This is a genomic window from Flavobacterium sp. UBA4854 (assembly GCF_002399805.1).
GTDB classification, from domain to species: Bacteria; Bacteroidota; Bacteroidia; order Flavobacteriales; family Flavobacteriaceae; genus Flavobacterium; species Flavobacterium ginsengisoli.
The window spans coordinates 14,859-30,926 of sequence record NZ_DHEI01000124.1 but is presented as its reverse complement, the minus strand read 5'-3'; the positions used below and the strand labels follow the sequence as shown (position 1 = coordinate 30,926).

15 protein-coding genes are annotated in these 16,068 nt (G+C 32.7%); 1 reads left to right on the top strand and 14 read right to left on the bottom strand.

Features of this window, described 5'->3' with window-relative positions; genetic code table 11:
• Positions 1-165 precede the first annotated feature (165 nt).
• The 6 genes from B3J44_RS18345 to clpB all read right to left on the bottom strand — a co-directional run bounded on the left by B3J44_RS18345 (position 166) and on the right by clpB (position 7,028).
• Positions 166-579, bottom strand: coding sequence for a hypothetical protein (locus B3J44_RS18345; protein WP_286970249.1), 414 nt, complete (start codon positions 577-579; stop codon positions 166-168).
• A 166-nt stretch (positions 580-745) separates the two neighbouring features.
• Positions 746-1,156: a hypothetical protein gene (locus tag B3J44_RS18340; protein WP_286970248.1), complete on the bottom strand. Its 411-nt coding sequence runs from the start codon at positions 1,154-1,156 to the stop codon at positions 746-748.
• Between the two features lie 318 nt (positions 1,157-1,474).
• Positions 1,475-2,359: a DUF808 domain-containing protein gene (locus B3J44_RS18335; RefSeq protein WP_198856058.1), complete on the bottom strand. Its 885-nt coding sequence runs from the start codon at positions 2,357-2,359 to the stop codon at positions 1,475-1,477.
• A gap of 384 nt (positions 2,360-2,743) precedes the next feature.
• Positions 2,744-3,778 (bottom strand): hypothetical protein, encoded by a 1,035-nt coding sequence (locus B3J44_RS18330; RefSeq protein WP_286970247.1) that lies wholly within the window; start codon positions 3,776-3,778, stop codon positions 2,744-2,746.
• 23 nt (positions 3,779-3,801) lie between these two features.
• The gene (locus B3J44_RS18325; protein ID WP_286970245.1) at positions 3,802-4,293 is read right to left on the bottom strand and encodes a T9SS type A sorting domain-containing protein; all 492 of its coding nucleotides are present in this window, start codon (positions 4,291-4,293) and stop codon (positions 3,802-3,804) included.
• Positions 4,294-4,430: 137 nt separating this feature from the next.
• Positions 4,431-7,028 (bottom strand): ATP-dependent chaperone ClpB, encoded by a 2,598-nt coding sequence (gene clpB, locus B3J44_RS18320; RefSeq protein ID WP_286970243.1) that lies wholly within the window; start codon positions 7,026-7,028, stop codon positions 4,431-4,433.
• A 204-nt stretch (positions 7,029-7,232) separates the two neighbouring features.
• Between clpB and ytxJ the strand changes: the two genes are divergently transcribed.
• Positions 7,233-7,622, top strand: coding sequence for a bacillithiol system redox-active protein YtxJ (gene ytxJ / locus B3J44_RS18315; protein ID WP_286970242.1), 390 nt, complete (start codon positions 7,233-7,235; stop codon positions 7,620-7,622).
• Positions 7,623-7,712: 90 nt separating this feature from the next.
• Here the strand turns inward: ytxJ and B3J44_RS18310 are convergent, their stop codons facing one another.
• The 8 genes from B3J44_RS18310 to proB all read right to left on the bottom strand — a co-directional run bounded on the left by B3J44_RS18310 (position 7,713) and on the right by proB (position 15,876).
• Positions 7,713-8,879, bottom strand: coding sequence for a hypothetical protein (locus tag B3J44_RS18310; RefSeq protein ID WP_286970239.1), 1,167 nt, complete (start codon positions 8,877-8,879; stop codon positions 7,713-7,715).
• Positions 8,876-9,874: a DUF2157 domain-containing protein gene (locus B3J44_RS18305; RefSeq protein WP_286970237.1), complete on the bottom strand. Its 999-nt coding sequence runs from the start codon at positions 9,872-9,874 to the stop codon at positions 8,876-8,878. Before B3J44_RS18305 ends, B3J44_RS18310 begins: the two co-directional genes overlap by 4 nt.
• Before the next feature lie 138 nt (positions 9,875-10,012).
• Positions 10,013-11,293: an argininosuccinate lyase gene (argH, locus tag B3J44_RS18300; protein WP_286970236.1), complete on the bottom strand. Its 1,281-nt coding sequence runs from the start codon at positions 11,291-11,293 to the stop codon at positions 10,013-10,015.
• Between the two features lie 61 nt (positions 11,294-11,354).
• Positions 11,355-12,425, bottom strand: coding sequence for a M20 family metallo-hydrolase (locus B3J44_RS18295; protein WP_286970234.1), 1,071 nt, complete (start codon positions 12,423-12,425; stop codon positions 11,355-11,357).
• A gap of 278 nt (positions 12,426-12,703) precedes the next feature.
• Positions 12,704-13,477, bottom strand: a complete 774-nt coding sequence (gene argB, locus B3J44_RS18290; protein ID WP_286970232.1) for an acetylglutamate kinase — start codon at positions 13,475-13,477, stop codon at positions 12,704-12,706.
• A 101-nt stretch (positions 13,478-13,578) separates the two neighbouring features.
• Positions 13,579-14,532: an N-acetylornithine carbamoyltransferase gene (locus B3J44_RS18285; protein ID WP_286970231.1), complete on the bottom strand. Its 954-nt coding sequence runs from the start codon at positions 14,530-14,532 to the stop codon at positions 13,579-13,581.
• A gap of 88 nt (positions 14,533-14,620) precedes the next feature.
• Entirely contained in the window at positions 14,621-15,010 is a 390-nt protein-coding gene (locus tag B3J44_RS18280) for a GxxExxY protein (RefSeq protein WP_286970229.1), read from the bottom strand.
• A gap of 104 nt (positions 15,011-15,114) precedes the next feature.
• Complete coding sequence (gene proB / locus B3J44_RS18275; protein ID WP_286970225.1) at positions 15,115-15,876, bottom strand: glutamate 5-kinase; 762 nt, start codon at positions 15,874-15,876, stop codon at positions 15,115-15,117.
• Positions 15,877-16,068 lie beyond the last annotated feature (192 nt).

The window sequence follows — 16,068 nt, the reverse complement described above, 5'->3', positions numbered from 1 at the left end:
AATTAAAGATCATTTCAAGTTAGCGAATTCTTCTAACTATAAACTAACATTCTCATTCTATTTGTTCTTCTGCAACTTCATTTTTATAAAATCGAAAAAGCCACTTTACATCGATTTAAAATCTATGAAAAATGGCTTAATTTAAGGTTATATTGTTTAAAACCGTTACTGGATAACTAATGTTTTAACCAAGAATTCTGTTTCTGATTTTTTGAATTTAATTTCGAAAGTTCCTTTTGACTGCGGTGAAAATGTATAAACAGTATGCAGTGCAGTTGGCGTTTGATTAGAACAAGTTTCCTTCGGATATTTAACTTCTATTTGAAATCCGCTCTCTTTACCAATAGATATATCACTAATTCTATCAAACTGCCCACAAGCGTTCTCAGCTATAAAAGAAATTTCAAAATTAATATCAACCCCTACTTTTCCTGTAGATGGACCTGAAATAGCAGTAACATCTGCAGCTTTTGAAATAGTTTGAGGTGTTTCTTTCTTATCATCATCGCTACTGCAAGCAACTAAAGAAACAGCTAAAAATAGCACTGCCAAAACTGATTGTAATCTAAAAATTCTCATATAAGTAAATTAATTGTTTTATTATGTAGATGGTGCTAAATTACAAAGGTTGCTTGAAATAATACAAAATAATTTTAGTTTGCCAAAAAAAAGCCATTTTGCATTGATTAAAAAGAATCTTAGCAAAATGGCTTTCAACCTAAAAAAATATCAACTAAGCTTGTTGTTAGTCTATCACTACTTTTTGAGTAAGGAATTCTGTTTCTGATTTTTTAAATTTAATTTCAAAAGTTCCTTTTGTAGCAGACTTAAATTTGTATACAGTCTTTTTTGGTTCTGGCACTTGTTGCGTACAAACTTGTGAAGGGTATTTTGCAATTACTTGTAAACCTTTTACAGACCCAATTGTTACTTCTGAGATTTTATCAAATTCTGCGCAAGCGTTGTCTACTACATACGTCACATCGTAGCTTAATTCATCATTTACTTTACCTGTTGCTGGACCTTTAATTTCGGTTACTAAAGCAGCTTTTGATGTAGGAGCTGGTGTTTTGTTGTCATCGTCATTACTGCATGAAACAAATGCAATTGATAAAAATAATACTACTAAAACTGATTTTAATCTAAAACTTTTCATATAAAATAATAATTAATTGTTAATTACTATGAAGACGGAACAAGGTTGCAATGGTTGCTTTAATAAAAATGTTAAAAATTTCACCAAAACAGTAAACTACTATAAATCAACACCTTATTCATGTAAAAAAAAGTCAAGATTTACCGATATTTCTTATATAAAATAAATATTTCTGGTTTACTCCTTATAGAAATAGCATCATTTTTCGAACGCCTCAAAAGCTATCGAGACTCAACTTGATCTGAAAATAGTACCTTCTACCACAAAAAAAAACATCAGCCTTTCGACTGATGTTTTTTTATTAATTGGAAGCAATTTTTAAACTGCTGATTCTTTCTTTTTAAATATTTTTTTGAAAAGATTTACTATCGCCAATACAATAAACCCTATGATAAGGCCAATTGCAAATTCTTTTATAATAGAAGGAAAATTTGGTAGAAGGTGATGAAAAAATTCAATATTATGAACGAATAATCCGCCTGAAACCATAATCAAAGCAATTGTACCAATTATGGTTAAAGCTTTAATCACTTTTGGAAGGGCTTGAACTAATACATTTCCAATACTTTTTAAAAGGCTTTTTTCTTTTTTACTACTCTGAATCATTTTAAAACCTACCTCATCCATACGCACAATAATCGCTACGATTCCGTAAACTCCAATTGTTGCTATAACAGCGATGATGGAAACGGTTATAATTTGTGATACTAATGGTTTCCCTATTACAGTTCCAAGAGCAATGATCACAATTTCTACAGAAAGGATAAAATCAGTTACGATTGCCGATTTTACTTTTTCTTTTTCAACTAGCAAAATTTGTTCTTCGGTAAGTACTTCATCAGTTATTCCTTCAGATTCCTCGTGTCCATGAGGAACTATAAATTCGTAGATTTTTTCTGCTCCTTCATATGCTAAGAACAATCCCCCTAATACTAAAATTACCATAATCGCAATTGGAAAAAACGCGCTTAACAAAAACGCAATCGGAAGAATAATAATTTTATTTAATAAAGAACCTTTACTAATTGCCCATAAAACTGGAAGCTCTCTAGATGAAGCAAACCCTGAAGCTTTTTCGGCATTTACTGCTAAATCATCGCCTAGAATTCCGGCTGTTTTTTTTGCAGCAACTTTACTCATTACTGCCACATCATCCATAATTGCAGCGATATCATCTAATAGAGCGAAAAAACCTGAACCCATTTTTTTAAATTTATTTTTAGTGATGCGAATCTAGACATTTTGACTTAATTTGCCCAATAATATCGCATCAAAGTTTGAGTTTTTATTCGTAATTTTCTGTAATGTGACTTTAATTGCACTGTCCTAAAAGAACCCATAAAATAATAAAAACTATGATTGTCCCGAAGCAGCCTCCGCCTAGTTTTTTAGCGCCATATCCTGCCAGTAATCCTCTAAATATATTGTTCATGATTTTTAATTTTAGTTAATAAATTGCTAATTTTTATTAATTTAAAATTGGTTCTTTTTTTCAAATTTCTTGTTATATCAATTGGCTAAAAAGTTTCAGAATTTTAGGCAAAAAAAAAGCATCCGTTTTTTACTGATGCTTTTTTTTGCCTAAAATTAATCTGTATAAACATTGTTGCCTCTAGCTATTAAAGTTGTCTTATCAATAATTCCCTGCCCTGTAGGCGGTGCTGGGGGAGTTTGTCCTCCTAATTGAATATAATTTGAACTAGATGATAATTTAAGCAACCTATTTAAAATCAAGTTAATTTGAGAACTTGGAAGAGCATTATCTCTAAAACCAATACCTTTACTATTATTAACTGATGATAGTAATGGCAAATCAATAGAACTGAGAATAATATTACCGCCAATAAAAATTCCTTTAATATTTACTAGAGAAGGGAATGTAATAGATAATAGTGATGGATTGCCTGAAATACTAAAATCATAACCATTTACTGTTTTCAAAAGAGGAAATACAATTGAAGTTAATTTTTCATTTCTGAATATACTTACGTCATTCAAAACTTCACTTAAACTACCAAAACTTATGTTTTTCAATTTTGAATTGTCACTTATATCCACATTTATAACTCTTCTAATTTCATTTAAATTTAAAGTTGTTAAATTTGTGGTATTATTAACATAAATATTTTCTGTATAGGGACCTAACTCAGATTTTATTTGTTCGACGGCCTCCGAATCTGTAATATCACCTGTCAGTATTATACTTGTTTTTCCTTTATTCTGACTGTTTGCTGCATATAAAGCATAAGGTACACTTAAAAGCTGACTTGTACCTGTAATTGAATAATTGTTTCCCCCTGTCGGATCAATTTCTGTTTTAACAAAATATGATCCCTTACTCCAATCTATCCCTGCAAAAGTACCTGTAACGGGTGTTCCGCCTCCAATTTCTATAGTTATTAATCCATTAGCATTTGTTGTTACAGCTTGAGTTTCTGCATAACAAGCTGTTCCAGCCGCCGATCCCGCTAAAATGCTAATTTTTAAGCCTACTACGGTATTTGTAAGTAATGAATTGTCTAATTTACGAATTATAGATTGATAATTCATTTTTTGTGGAGCCTGCGCTAATAAAGTGGCAAAAGAATTTAATAATAGTAATATCAGAGTATTTTTTTTCATAACTCTCATTTCTGTTTTAGATTTTATTTTTTAATAATTTTAAAAGTTTTTATTCCTATGGAATTGTTGCTTATTACAAGAAAATAAATTCCTTGCGCTAGTCCTTGCATAGATACTTTCGTTTCTGATGAAGTTATATTGAAAGCCTTTGATATTATTTTTCCATTGATATCAAATAGATTATAAGACAAGTTCTCGAATTTATTGTTTACAACAATAAGAGTCAGCTCGTCAACAACAGGGTTTGGAAAAGCTGTCATAACTAAATTAATTTCATCGAATTTATCATTGTTAAGGGTTGCTATTTCATAAGGTTGCTGGATCCCTTGTTGTGCAGAACCGCCACTTCCTCGTAATTGCATATCTGCAATTTGCCCAACTGAATAATTTGCCACACCACCACTTCCTGTTCCTTTTCCACCAGCAACGACAACACTTTCTTGCGAATATGATTTAGTTATAAATAATATAGTGGCAAGAAATAAAACTAAAAATGTTTTTTGGTTTTTTTTCATATATTTGAGTTAATAATTTCGAATCAAATATATGTTATTTCTTACAAAAAAAGCAATTTTAAAAAACGAAAAATAATTTTAACAAAAAAAGCATCAGTAAAAAACTGATGCTTTTCTAAGATTAACATGAAAAAAAATTAATTAGCTGTTTGGTTTCTAAAAACCAGCTTGCCATCAAAAGCATCCAATAAAATGATGCTATCTGTTGTTATGTTTCCTGCCAAAATTTCTTTTGACAATTGATTTAAAACTTCTCTCTGAACAACTCGTTTTACTGGTCTTGCACCAAACTGAGGATCATAACCTTTGTCAGACAAGTATGCAATAGCTTCTGGAGTTGCATCCATTGTAATGCCTTGCAGAGCCAGCATTTTGGTAACGCTCTTCAATTGTAAGCTCACGATTCTTGAGATGTTATCTGCCGTAAGTGGCGTAAACATTACGATTTCGTCGATACGATTTATAAATTCTGGACGAACCGTTTGTTTCAACAATCCTAAAACTTCGTTTTTAGCCGCTTCTGTTGCTGCTTCAACTCCGCCCTTTAGATTTTCGAATTTCTCCTGAATAATTTGGCTTCCCATATTAGAAGTCATAATGATAATCGTGTTTTTGAAATCGGCCAAACGTCCTTTGTTATCAGTCAAACGACCTTCATCAAGAACTTGCAATAAAATATTGAAGGTATCTGGATGCGCCTTTTCGATCTCATCTAACAAAATCACAGAATATGGTTTTCTACGAACAGCTTCTGTCAATTGTCCACCTTCATCATAACCTACGTATCCTGGAGGTGCACCCACTAAACGGCTCACGCTGTGACGTTCTTGGTACTCACTCATATCGATACGTGTCATTGCATTTTCATCATCAAAAAGATATTCGGCCAATGCTTTTGCTAATTCGGTTTTACCCACTCCGGTTGTTCCTAAGAATAAGAATGTTCCAACAGGTTTTTTCATATCCTGTAAACCAGCGCGACTTCTACGAACTGCATCACTCACTGCTTCTATCGCTTCTTCCTGACCTACTACACGTTTGTGCAATTCATCTTCTAAATGCAATAGCTTTTCTCTTTCTGTTTGAAGCATTTTTGTAACAGGAATTCCTGTCCATTTTGCCACAACTTCTGCAATGTCTTCTCTAGTTACTTCTTCTTTAATTAAAGAGTTCCCAGATTGAAACTCTTGCAATTGTTTTTGCAATGTTTCCTGACGTTCTTGCGCTTCTTTTATTTTTCCGTAACGAATTTCGGCTACTTTTCCATAATCACCATCACGTTCAGCACGTTCAGCTTCATACTTAAAGTCTTCTATTTCATGTTTTACAGCTTGAATTCCATCAACGATATCTTTTTCTTGTTTCCATTTTGCATAGATTTCGTTTCGCTCTTCTTTCAAGTTGGCCAATTCCATACCTAAAATCTTAAGCTTGCTTTCTTCTTTTTCACGCTTAATGGCTTCAATTTCAATTTCTAACTGCATGATTTTACGATCCAAAACGTCTAATTCCTCTGGTTTCGAATTGATTTCCATACGCAGTTTAGAAGCCGCTTCATCCATTAAGTCAATCGCTTTATCTGGCAAGAAACGATTCGTAATATATCTTTGCGAAAGTTCAACTGCTGCAATAATCGCTTCGTCCTTAATTTGAACTTTATGGTGTGTTTCATATTTCTCTTTAATTCCACGAAGAATTGAAACCGCACTTTCTGTATCTGGTTCGTCAATTAACACTTTTTGGAAACGTCTTTCAAGCGCTTTATCTTTTTCAAAATATTTTTGATATTCATCTAAAGTTGTAGCACCTATTGCTCTCAACTCTCCACGAGCCAAAGCTGGTTTCAAAATGTTTGCTGCATCCATTGCGCCTTCACCTCCACCCGCTCCTACAAGCGTATGAATCTCGTCAATAAACAAAACGATATCTCCTTCTGCTGATGTAACTTCTTTTACAACCGATTTTAAACGTTCCTCAAATTCTCCTTTATACTTCGCTCCAGCAATCAAAGCTCCCATATCTAGTGAGAAAACGATCTTTTCTTTTAAGTTTTCTGGAACATCTCCGTCCACAATTCTATGTGCTAAACCTTCTGCAATAGCTGTTTTACCAACACCTGGTTCACCAATAAGCATTGGATTGTTTTTGGTTCTACGAGTTAAAATTTGCAACACACGACGAATTTCTTCGTCACGGCCAATAACTGGATCTAGTTTTCCTGTGCGCGCTAATTCGTTTAGATTTTTTGCATATTTATTTAACGAATTGTATGTTTCTTCAGCAGAAGCCGAAGTTACTCTTTCGCCTTTACGTAATTCTTCTATTGCTGCTTTTAGACCTTTTCCTGTTACTCCTTGATCTTTTAAGATCTGAGAAACTTTACTTTTTGAATCAAAAATGGCTAAAATTAAATGTTCGATCGAAACATATTCGTCGTTCATTTTTTGTGCAATGATTTCTGCTTCATTCAAGGCTTTGTTTGCATCTCTCGAAAGCATAACATCACCTCCTGAAACTTTTGGAAAACTCTGAATTGTAGCATCTAAAAGCTGTAAAAATAACGGCACATTTACATTTAATTTTTTAAGAATAAATGGTGCAACGTTTTCATCAACTTCAAAAATAGCTTTGAAAATGTGTTCATTTTCAATTTGCTGCTGGCCATTTCGTTGCGCTAATTGCTGCGACAACTGAATGGCTTCCTGCGATTTAATAGTAAACTTATTTATATTCATATTTTTTCGATTTGATTGATTTAACTGTTTGAAAATTATAGGATTAAAGTTACGATTTATTGAGCTAAGTTTTTAACTCAAAATAATTTAACTTTGCATTGAAATAGACAAATTATATTCCACAGTAAAAAAACAGACAAAATGACATTTAAAATCAGGTTTTTCTTGTTTTAACACGTCAAAAAGTCATAAACAACACCAAATATGAGTTTTTTAAATTCAATCTTCGGAAGTTCAGAGAACTCAGAAGCATCAAAAAGTAAAGTAAACTGGACAGAATTAACAGATATGCTTCAATTAATGGAAATAGAAGCTATTTCTAATGAAAAACCAGTTGTAATTTTTAAACATAGCACAAGATGCAGCATTAGCCGAATGGCTTTAAAACAATTTGAAAGAGAATATGACCTTGAAAATGTTGTAGATGCGTACTTTTTAGACTTAATTGCACACAGAGATATTTCAAACGAAATTGCAAGCAGATTTGGAGTTTATCACGAATCTCCTCAGTTGATATTAATCAAAAACGGTAAAGCGGTTTACGATGTTTCGCACAGTCATATTGATGCTGAAGCATTGAAAAGCAAAGTGTAAATTTACTTTAATGAAATGCAAAATGTGAGACGTAAGATATTTAAATACAAATCATTATCTCTCACATTTTACTTTTTACATTTCACCATACTAAAAACTTCCTCCAGAACCTCCTCCACTAAAACCTCCGTCTCCAAATTCCATTGGAGAAGCTTGTGGTTTTACCTCTGGTTTTATTCCGAATGTAGAAGCCACAACTAAGGCTTCAGCATTTAAAAGTGTATCTGAATGATTGATCCTATCTGGTTTAAAAGTCAAACCACTTTCTTTTTCTTTCAGTTTTTTAATTGAAAAATAAGCTATTGCAAATAAAACCAGTCCCCCAAGTGTAAGCGCAACTTCTACAGGCAAAACTGAATGGTAAAATCGAATGGTATAAATTGAAAATGCAATTGAAACAAAACTAATCCAAAGCATTATTCTATCTTTTGTTTTTAAAGCCTTAATCAGATAAAAAACTGGAACTACAAAAGTGAAAGCATAAAAGAAAAATGCAAACGGAATATCGGTTCCAGGCTTTACCTCTTCTCCTAAAAGCTCTGCAGAAAGCTCTCTAACAACCAAATAATTACAAGAAAGATAAAAGAGAGCTAAACAAAAACTATTTGCTAATAATAATCCATTGTAATAGTGGCTTTCAGCTAAACGGTCAATTATTTTTTTAGTTACAAAATAAAAAATACCAGCAAAAATCATTGCTGCAAATGGCAAAATAGCTTTTCCAATATCTCCAAATTCAAACATTCCGAAAAACAAAAAAGCACTTACAGCAAAACAAAAAACAAGCATTGACAATACATGCAAATATCTTAAGAACATAAATAATGAAGCTACAGAAACAAAAAGTGCTATAATAATTTCGTAGCCTTCTGTTGTAATTGCAATTGCAGCTCCAACGTTTAAAAGTGCACCCAATATAAAAGCATCATCGAGTCCATGATTGTGATAATCTTGCTTGGCCAGTAATTCTATACCAACAAATCCGATTACTGCAAAAATATAACAGCATATTTCAAAAAACACACGTTCACTGCTTAAACCAACTAGAGTAATTACCCCACAAATTGAAAGATATAAAAAGCAACCAAGCAAAAAGAATCCAATTCTAACCAAAATATTGCTTTGGCTTTTTAAATCTGGCAACTCTTTCTCTATAAACTTTTTTTGGTCTTTACTAATAAAACCGCCTTTGTACAATGTATCTGCTTGATCAATTAAAGCTCCATTGTCTATTTTTCTCTTATCGTATGCTATCATTCTGAAATTTCTTTGTGGAAGTTTTTAATTAGTTTAATAAAAAGAACAATTGAACCAATGAAGTAGGCTGGCAAAAGAAAAACAAACAATTCCCAAATATCAGAGAAATCAATGTTTTCAAAAATCCTAAACAAAAATATATTGGCTCCGATATAAGCATAAACAATCAAAAACACATACAATGACATTGCCTTATAATCGTAACTTGCTTTATAAAAATAATATGTTGAGCCAGCTAAAATTAAAGTAAACAACATCCAAGCAATTGTATCATAACTGGTCATGTTAGCTATAGAAGCAATGCTAGCAATATGCAATGCAAATGTTAGAAAAATTAAACCAAAATGTGTTTTTAAAGAAATTCTACGACTATAAATAACCCATAAAATTAACAGCACACTTAGAACAATAGCTGAATAACTAAGATTTTGGCTTGCATAAAAATCATTGCTTTTTAATAAATCTTGTGGCGTTACCGAAAGACCGATATAAGCTGCTAAACCAGTAATTGCGATCGTTAAAACACCTCTATTATCGAAATAATAAGCACAAAAGAAACTCACTATTGTTGGGACTAAAGTAGCCAGTCCGTAATGTTCTCCAAAAGGTTTATATTGAAACTGAAGATATCCTATAAAAATACAAGTTAGAATATTTCCTGCTAAAACCAGATATTCTAAAACAGGATGCTCAAAAGTTGTTTCTTCTTTCTGAAAACCTTTAGAATGTTTGAAACAATAGAAAAAACAAACTGCAATAACAATTAAGAGCAATGATAAAATAGCGATGTGTCCTATTGAATCTATATTTTCGTAAATCAAAATTCCAATACCAGAAGTAAAAAGTATTACCGACAAATAAAGAAAAAGCTTCAATTCAGCATTCAAAGAAAAAATAGAAAGATCACGATATTCTTTTATTTCCCGAAACTGATTTTCAGTAATTAGATTTTTCTCAAAGAGGCTTTGAGTTGCCTGTTCATCAAATTGCTTCATATCTTAAATTTAAATAACCTTTTTTCAAATTTATACAAATTAGGTCGAATTTTCTTAAATTTTGAAAACAATATTTTGAAAACAAAAAAACCGACTCACATCTGTAAATCGGTTTAAGTATTCTAAAAAAATGTTTCTTTATAAAACTGCTTTCATTTTATCTTTTATCGCATCTAAACATAAATTGTTGATACTTCCTTCGTGCGTATGTTTAGTTTCTTTAGGAGACTTGTATGTTCCAGCTTCTAATTGTTCTGCAACAGCTTTGTAAGCATCTCTAAACGGCATTCCAGCAACAACCATTTCGTTTAAAGTATCTACAGTAAACAAATAATCGTATTTTTTATCTTCTAAAATATGATCTTTTACAGTGATATCTTTTATCGAGAAAATTGCAATATCCAGACAAGATTTCAAAGTTTGAATCGCTGGAAATAAACCTTCTTTTAAAAGCTGTAAATCTCTGTGATAACCGCTTGGAAGATTATTGGTAATTAAAGTAATCTCGTATGGAAGTGCCTGAATCTTGTTGCATTTCCCTCTGATTAATTCGAAAACATCCGGATTCTTTTTGTGAGGCATAATGCTCGATCCTGTTGTAAGATGCGCCGGAAGACCAATAAAATCGAAATTCTGGCTCATATACAAACAAACGTCCATTGCAAATTTTGACAATGTTCCTGCAACGCTTGTCATGGCAAAAGCAACAGTTTTCTCAGCTTTTCCACGACTCATTTGTGCGGCAACAGCATTATATTTTAGAGTTTCAAAACCTAATTCTTTTGTTGTAAATGTTCTATTGATTGGAAATGAACTTCCGTAACCAGCAGCAGAACCTAATGGATTCTGATCTACAATTTTAGAAGCTGCGTTTAACATAGTCACATCATCAATTAAGCTTTCTGCATAAGCAGAAAACCACATTCCGAATGACGATGGCATTGCAATTTGCAAATGCGTATATCCTGGCAATAAAACATTTTGATGTTTTTCTGCCGATTCTATCAATAAGTCAAACAAGGTCTTTACCTGTTCTTTTATCGCTTTTAATTCGTCTTTTAAATACAAATGAACATCTACTAAAACCTGATCATTACGAGAACGCGCCGTGTGGATTTTCTTTCCTGCATCGCCTAGTTTTACTGTTAAAAGATATTCGATTTTAGAATGTACGTCTTCGAAACTGTCTTCGATTTCGAAATTTCCCACTACGATATCAGCGATGATTTCGTTTAAGGCATCAACTAAAGAAGTTGTTTCTTCTGAAGTTAATAAACCAATCTGCCCTAGCATTTTGGCGTGAGCAATTGAACCTAAAGCATCATATTTTGCTAAAACTAAATCCAATTCTCTGTCGTTTCCAACTGTGAATTGTTCAATTTGTTTATCGGTTGGTATTCCTTTTTCCCAAAGTTTCATAGGTCATATTTTTACAAACCCGACAGGTTTTAAAAACCTGTCGGGTTTAATTTCATTTCAATTATAATTTAAAGAAATCGGTAAGTATTTTAATGTACAAATCGACTCCTTCTTCAATTTCATGTACAAAAATAAATTCGTCTGCTGAATGCGAACGCAACGTTTCTCCAGGTCCAAGTTTTAAAGACTGACAGCTCAAAACCGATTGATCTGAAAGTGTTGGCGAACCATATGTTGTTCTTCCTAATGCAATTCCCGCCTGAACCAAACCGTGTGCGACTGGAATAGACGAAGCGTTTAGGTGCATTGATCTTGGAGTTACTTCGGCATTTACATTTGCTTTTACGACTTCTAAAATTTCTGCGTTTGTATAACGGTCTGTTACACGAATGTCAACTACTAGATCGCATTCTGACGGCACAACATTATGTTGCTTTCCTGCATTAATTTGCGTTACGGTCATTTTTACTGGACCTAAAACGTCTGAAATTTTGTCGAATTTATAGTTTTTAAACCATTCCATCACTGGAATTGATTTGTATAAAGCATTATCATCGTTTTGATGTGCGGCGTGGCTTGCAGTTCCTTTTACTTTCACGTCAAGAACTAATAATCCTTTTTCGGCAACTGCTAATTGCATTAATGTTGGTTCTCCAACAATAGCGCAATCTAGTTCTGGCAAATGCTTTAAAACGCTGTTTAATCCATTTTTTCCACTACTTTCTTCTTCGGCGGAAGCCACAATTACAATATTGTGAGAAAGGTTTTGATTTTCATAGAAATGTACAAAAGTTGCTAATAAAGAAACTAAGCATCCTCCAGCATCGTTACTTCCTAAACCAAATAATTTTCCATCTTTTTCGATCGCTTTAAACGGATCGTTGGTGTACGCCTGATTTGGACGTACGGTATCGTGATGTGAGTTTAGTAAAAGTGTCGGTTTGTTTTCGTCGAAATATTTGTTGAAAGCCCACACATTGTTGTTTTCTCTCTTGAAAGGAATCTCGTTTTGATTGAACCAATTTTCGATTAAAAGAGCTGTTTGGTCTTCTTCACTTGAAAATGAAGGGGTTTCGATTAGGCTTTTTAATAAACTAATTGCTTCCTGGGTAAGCGTATCTATATTTTTCATTTTGTTGTGCTCTTGCCACAAAGGCGCTAAGTCGCTAAGTTTTTTTTAAGCTTTTACTTTCTTAACTAAATAATATGCGACATTTTTAATTTGCGCAAATTTCCAAAATTAAATTTTAAAAGTACTGCGCAACTCTGTTTTTTTGCCACTAATTACACGAATTTTCGTAAATTATTTTTTTGTTTTAGATTTAAAATCAAAATGATTTTTTTAATATTCATCTAAAATTATTTTCTCTTTTAACAGATAAAATTAGTGTCAATTCTTGGCAACATTTTTTATAATGTAATCGTTGTATGCGGAATATCTGAGTTTTGAAGCATTTTATGATGTCCGATTTTGATTTTCTGTACACCTCGAGATAAACTATTGAAGCAGTTATCCAGTTTTGGAATCATTCCAGAATGAATTACTTTTTCTTCTTTTAGTTTATTGTATAATGTTTCGTTTATTTCTGTAATTACAGACGAATCATCTTCTGAATCTTGTAAAACACCTTGTTTTTCAAAACAGTAAGTCAGCGTAACATCAAAAACTTCAGACAATGCTATTGATAATTCGCTTGCAATTGTATCTGCGTTTGTGTTTAGTAATTGTCCGTTTTTGTCGTGCGTAATGGCACAAAAAACGGGAACAACTCCAGCTTCTAATAAAGTTGCCAGTAATTTGGTATTGACTTGTTTTACATCGCCTACAAATCCATAATCGATTGTTGGGTGATTTCTTTTTGTTGATTGAATTAAATTTCCATCAGCACCCGAAAATCCAATTGCATTATTGTCTTTAGCCTGCAATTGCGCCACAATATGTTTATTGATTTGTCCTGCGTAAATCATTACTACAACGTCAAGCATTGGAGCATCTGTAATTCGGCGTCCATCAATCATTTGCGGAACTAATCCAATACTCTGCGCCATTTTCGTAGCCGATTTTCCACCTCCGTGAACTAAAACTTTATATCCCTCTATTTTAGAAAAATCGGTTAAAAATTGTTCTAATTCTGCTGGATTGTCAATGATATTTCCACCTATTTTTATTACTGATACGTTCATTTCTTTTAAGGTTCAAAGAGGCAGAGGTACAAAGGTTCAAAGGTTTTCTCAAGGCTGTAAAACCTCTGAACCTTTGCCACTTTGGGCCTTTGCATCTAAATTTACAATTTCTTAAGAATCTTTTGTAAAACTAATTGTGCTGAATACGTTCTGTTATTCGCTTGCTCGATTACGATTGAATTTTCTCCGTCTAGAACTTCGTCGCTTACAATAACGTTACGACGAACTGGAAGACAGTGCATGAATTTTCCATTGTTGGTTAATGCCATTTTTTCAGCCGTAACCGTCCAGTTTGGATCGCTGTTGGTTACTTTTCCATAATCGTTAAAGTTGCTCCAGTTTTTTACGTAAACAAAATCAGCATTTTCTAAAGCTTTATCTTGATCGTATTCGATTTTGCAGTCTTGCGTGATTTCTGGGCTTAACTCGTAACCTTCTGGATGTGTGATTACAAAATCCATATCTTTCTGCATCTGCATCATTTCTACAAATGAATTAGCAACAGCCTGCGGTAAAGCTTTTGGATGCGGCGCCCATGAAAGAACCACTTTTGGTTTATCTTTGTGTCTAGGTTTGAATTCTTCCATTGTAATCGCATCTGCCAACGATTGCAACGGGTGACGAATAGCACTTTCCATGTTTACAATTGGCACTGTAGCATATTTTAAGAATCCTGAAATTACAGTTTCCTGATAATCCTTTTCTTTGTCTACCAAACCAGCAAAAGCACGGATTGCGATAATATCACAATATTGTGAAACTACCTCTGCAGCTTCTTTTATATGTTCTGATGCACCAGAATTCATAACTGCTCCGTCCTCGAATTCCAATGTCCATCCTTCGTTGGTAAAATTCATTACCATAACGTTCATTCCTAAATTTAAAGCCGCTTTTTGTGTACTCAAACGCGTTCTTAAACTCGGATTGAAGAATAACATTCCAAGAGTTTTATTCTTTCCTAAACTTTGATTTTTAAGCGGATTCTTTTTGATTTTAATCGCTTGTTTTACCCATTTTGATAATGAGTTGATGTCTTTTATTGAGATATAATTCATTTTCTTTTTTTTCTTATTGGTTTGTTAAAAATTTAGACGCGGATTTTACAGATTCGCTATCGCGAAGACGCAGATTAACGCGGATTTTTTATATTCTTATTTTTCTACTGTTTTCAAATACTTTCCGTCTAAATTCTGGTTTTGTTCCAAAATTTAAAAGTAAACCTACTTCACAGTCTGTGCCTTTTAAATAATTCAAAATTTGATTTTCAAATTCGACTACAATACAATTAGCAGCTTTGAGTTCTATAATAATTAAATCTTCAACAACCAAATCTGCATAATATTCGCCTACTTTAATTCCTTTATAGTAAACCATAATTTTCTTCTGAGCTTCAACATATAAACCTTTATTTTTCAATTCCAAATACAAGGCATTTTGATAAACTCTTTCTAAAAATCCATATCCCAACTCATTATAAACTTCATAAAAAGTTTTAATAATTACTTCGGTTAGCTCATGATGCAATAATTTCATAAAAACAAATTTGAATGAAATATACTACATAAAATTTAAAACCAAATATAAAATCCGTTTTAATCCGCGTCTTCGCGATAGCGAATCCGTTTCATCCGCGTTCTTTACACAATCCTAGTAAAAGGAATTTCGTTTTTTAATGCCTTTAGAATAAAATTATCATTTAATCCATTCACAATCCAGGTTTCAATATTGGCTGCTTTTGAAATGGCCGCGGCTTCTATTTTGGATTGCATCCCTCCTGTTCCGTGTGATGATTTCGATTCGCCAATTTCTTTTTCCAGCGATTTTAAATCATTTACCAATTTAATTGTTTGAGGAACTTCGTCATTAATGGATTCTTTTGTATAAATTCCGTTTGTATTAGTCGCAATAATCAGAATATCAACATTTAAAAGAACTGCTGTCAACGCCGCCAATTTATCATTATCTCCAAACCGAATTTCATCTGTAGCAACGGTATCATTTTCATTGATAATCGGAATGTAATTGTTTTTAACTAATACATTAATGGTATTGACAATGTTCTTCTTGGTTTGCTCTTTTTCGAAATCAGAATAAGAAAGTAAACACTGTGAAGTATTTAATCCTAAATCCTTGAAATTTTCGTTGTAAATCCGCATTAAATGAGGTTGTCCTATTGAAGCCAAAGCCTGTTTTACAAAAACATCTTTATCTTGATTATCCAGCTTTACAAACTGCTTTGCCGCGGCAATTGCTCCTGAACTTACTATGATAAACTCATATTCTTCGTTTAAAGCTGCAATCTGTATTCCAAGGTCTTCAATCTTTCCCCGCGAAATATGATTGGTTTCTTTGGTTAAAGTGTTACTTCCTACTTTTAATAAAATCCGTTTTTTTGCCATGTCTTTTGTTTTTGCCACGAAGGCGCTAAGGCACTAAGTTATTTTTAACGCAAAGGGCGCAAGGTTTTTTTTATTGTTTGTGTTTGCAAACGCTAAGTTCGCAAAGCTTTATCTATAATTAAATTCCAATAAATAAATTCCAAATTCCAATAATCTGAAATCAAAAATCGTTAATCATCAATCTAAAATCTG

Coding starts and splice junctions, on each gene's coding strand:
- B3J44_RS18330 (WP_286970247.1), bottom strand. CDS start 3,778: ATGAAAAAAAATACTCTGATATTACTATTATTAAATTCTTTTGCCACT.
- clpB (WP_286970243.1), bottom strand. CDS start 7,028: ATGAATATAAATAAGTTTACTATTAAATCGCAGGAAGCCATTCAGTTG.
- B3J44_RS18280 (WP_286970229.1), bottom strand. CDS start 15,010: ATGAAATTATTGCATCATGAGCTAACCGAAGTAATTATTAAAACTTTT.
- ytxJ (WP_286970242.1), top strand. CDS start 7,233: ATGAGTTTTTTAAATTCAATCTTCGGAAGTTCAGAGAACTCAGAAGCA.
- B3J44_RS18285 (WP_286970231.1), bottom strand. CDS start 14,532: ATGAATTATATCTCAATAAAAGACATCAACTCATTATCAAAATGGGTA.
- proB (WP_286970225.1), bottom strand. CDS start 15,876: ATGGCAAAAAAACGGATTTTATTAAAAGTAGGAAGTAACACTTTAACC.
- B3J44_RS18345 (WP_286970249.1), bottom strand. CDS start 579: ATGAGAATTTTTAGATTACAATCAGTTTTGGCAGTGCTATTTTTAGCT.
- B3J44_RS18310 (WP_286970239.1), bottom strand. CDS start 8,879: ATGATAGCATACGATAAGAGAAAAATAGACAATGGAGCTTTAATTGAT.
- B3J44_RS18340 (WP_286970248.1), bottom strand. CDS start 1,156: ATGAAAAGTTTTAGATTAAAATCAGTTTTAGTAGTATTATTTTTATCA.
- B3J44_RS18325 (WP_286970245.1), bottom strand. CDS start 4,293: ATGAAAAAAAACCAAAAAACATTTTTAGTTTTATTTCTTGCCACTATA.
- B3J44_RS18305 (WP_286970237.1), bottom strand. CDS start 9,874: ATGAAGCAATTTGATGAACAGGCAACTCAAAGCCTCTTTGAGAAAAAT.
- argB (WP_286970232.1), bottom strand. CDS start 13,477: ATGAACGTATCAGTAATAAAAATAGGTGGAAATATCATTGACAATCCA.
- B3J44_RS18335 (WP_198856058.1), bottom strand. CDS start 2,359: ATGGGTTCAGGTTTTTTCGCTCTATTAGATGATATCGCTGCAATTATG.
- B3J44_RS18295 (WP_286970234.1), bottom strand. CDS start 12,425: ATGAAAAATATAGATACGCTTACCCAGGAAGCAATTAGTTTATTAAAA.
- argH (WP_286970236.1), bottom strand. CDS start 11,293: ATGAAACTTTGGGAAAAAGGAATACCAACCGATAAACAAATTGAACAA.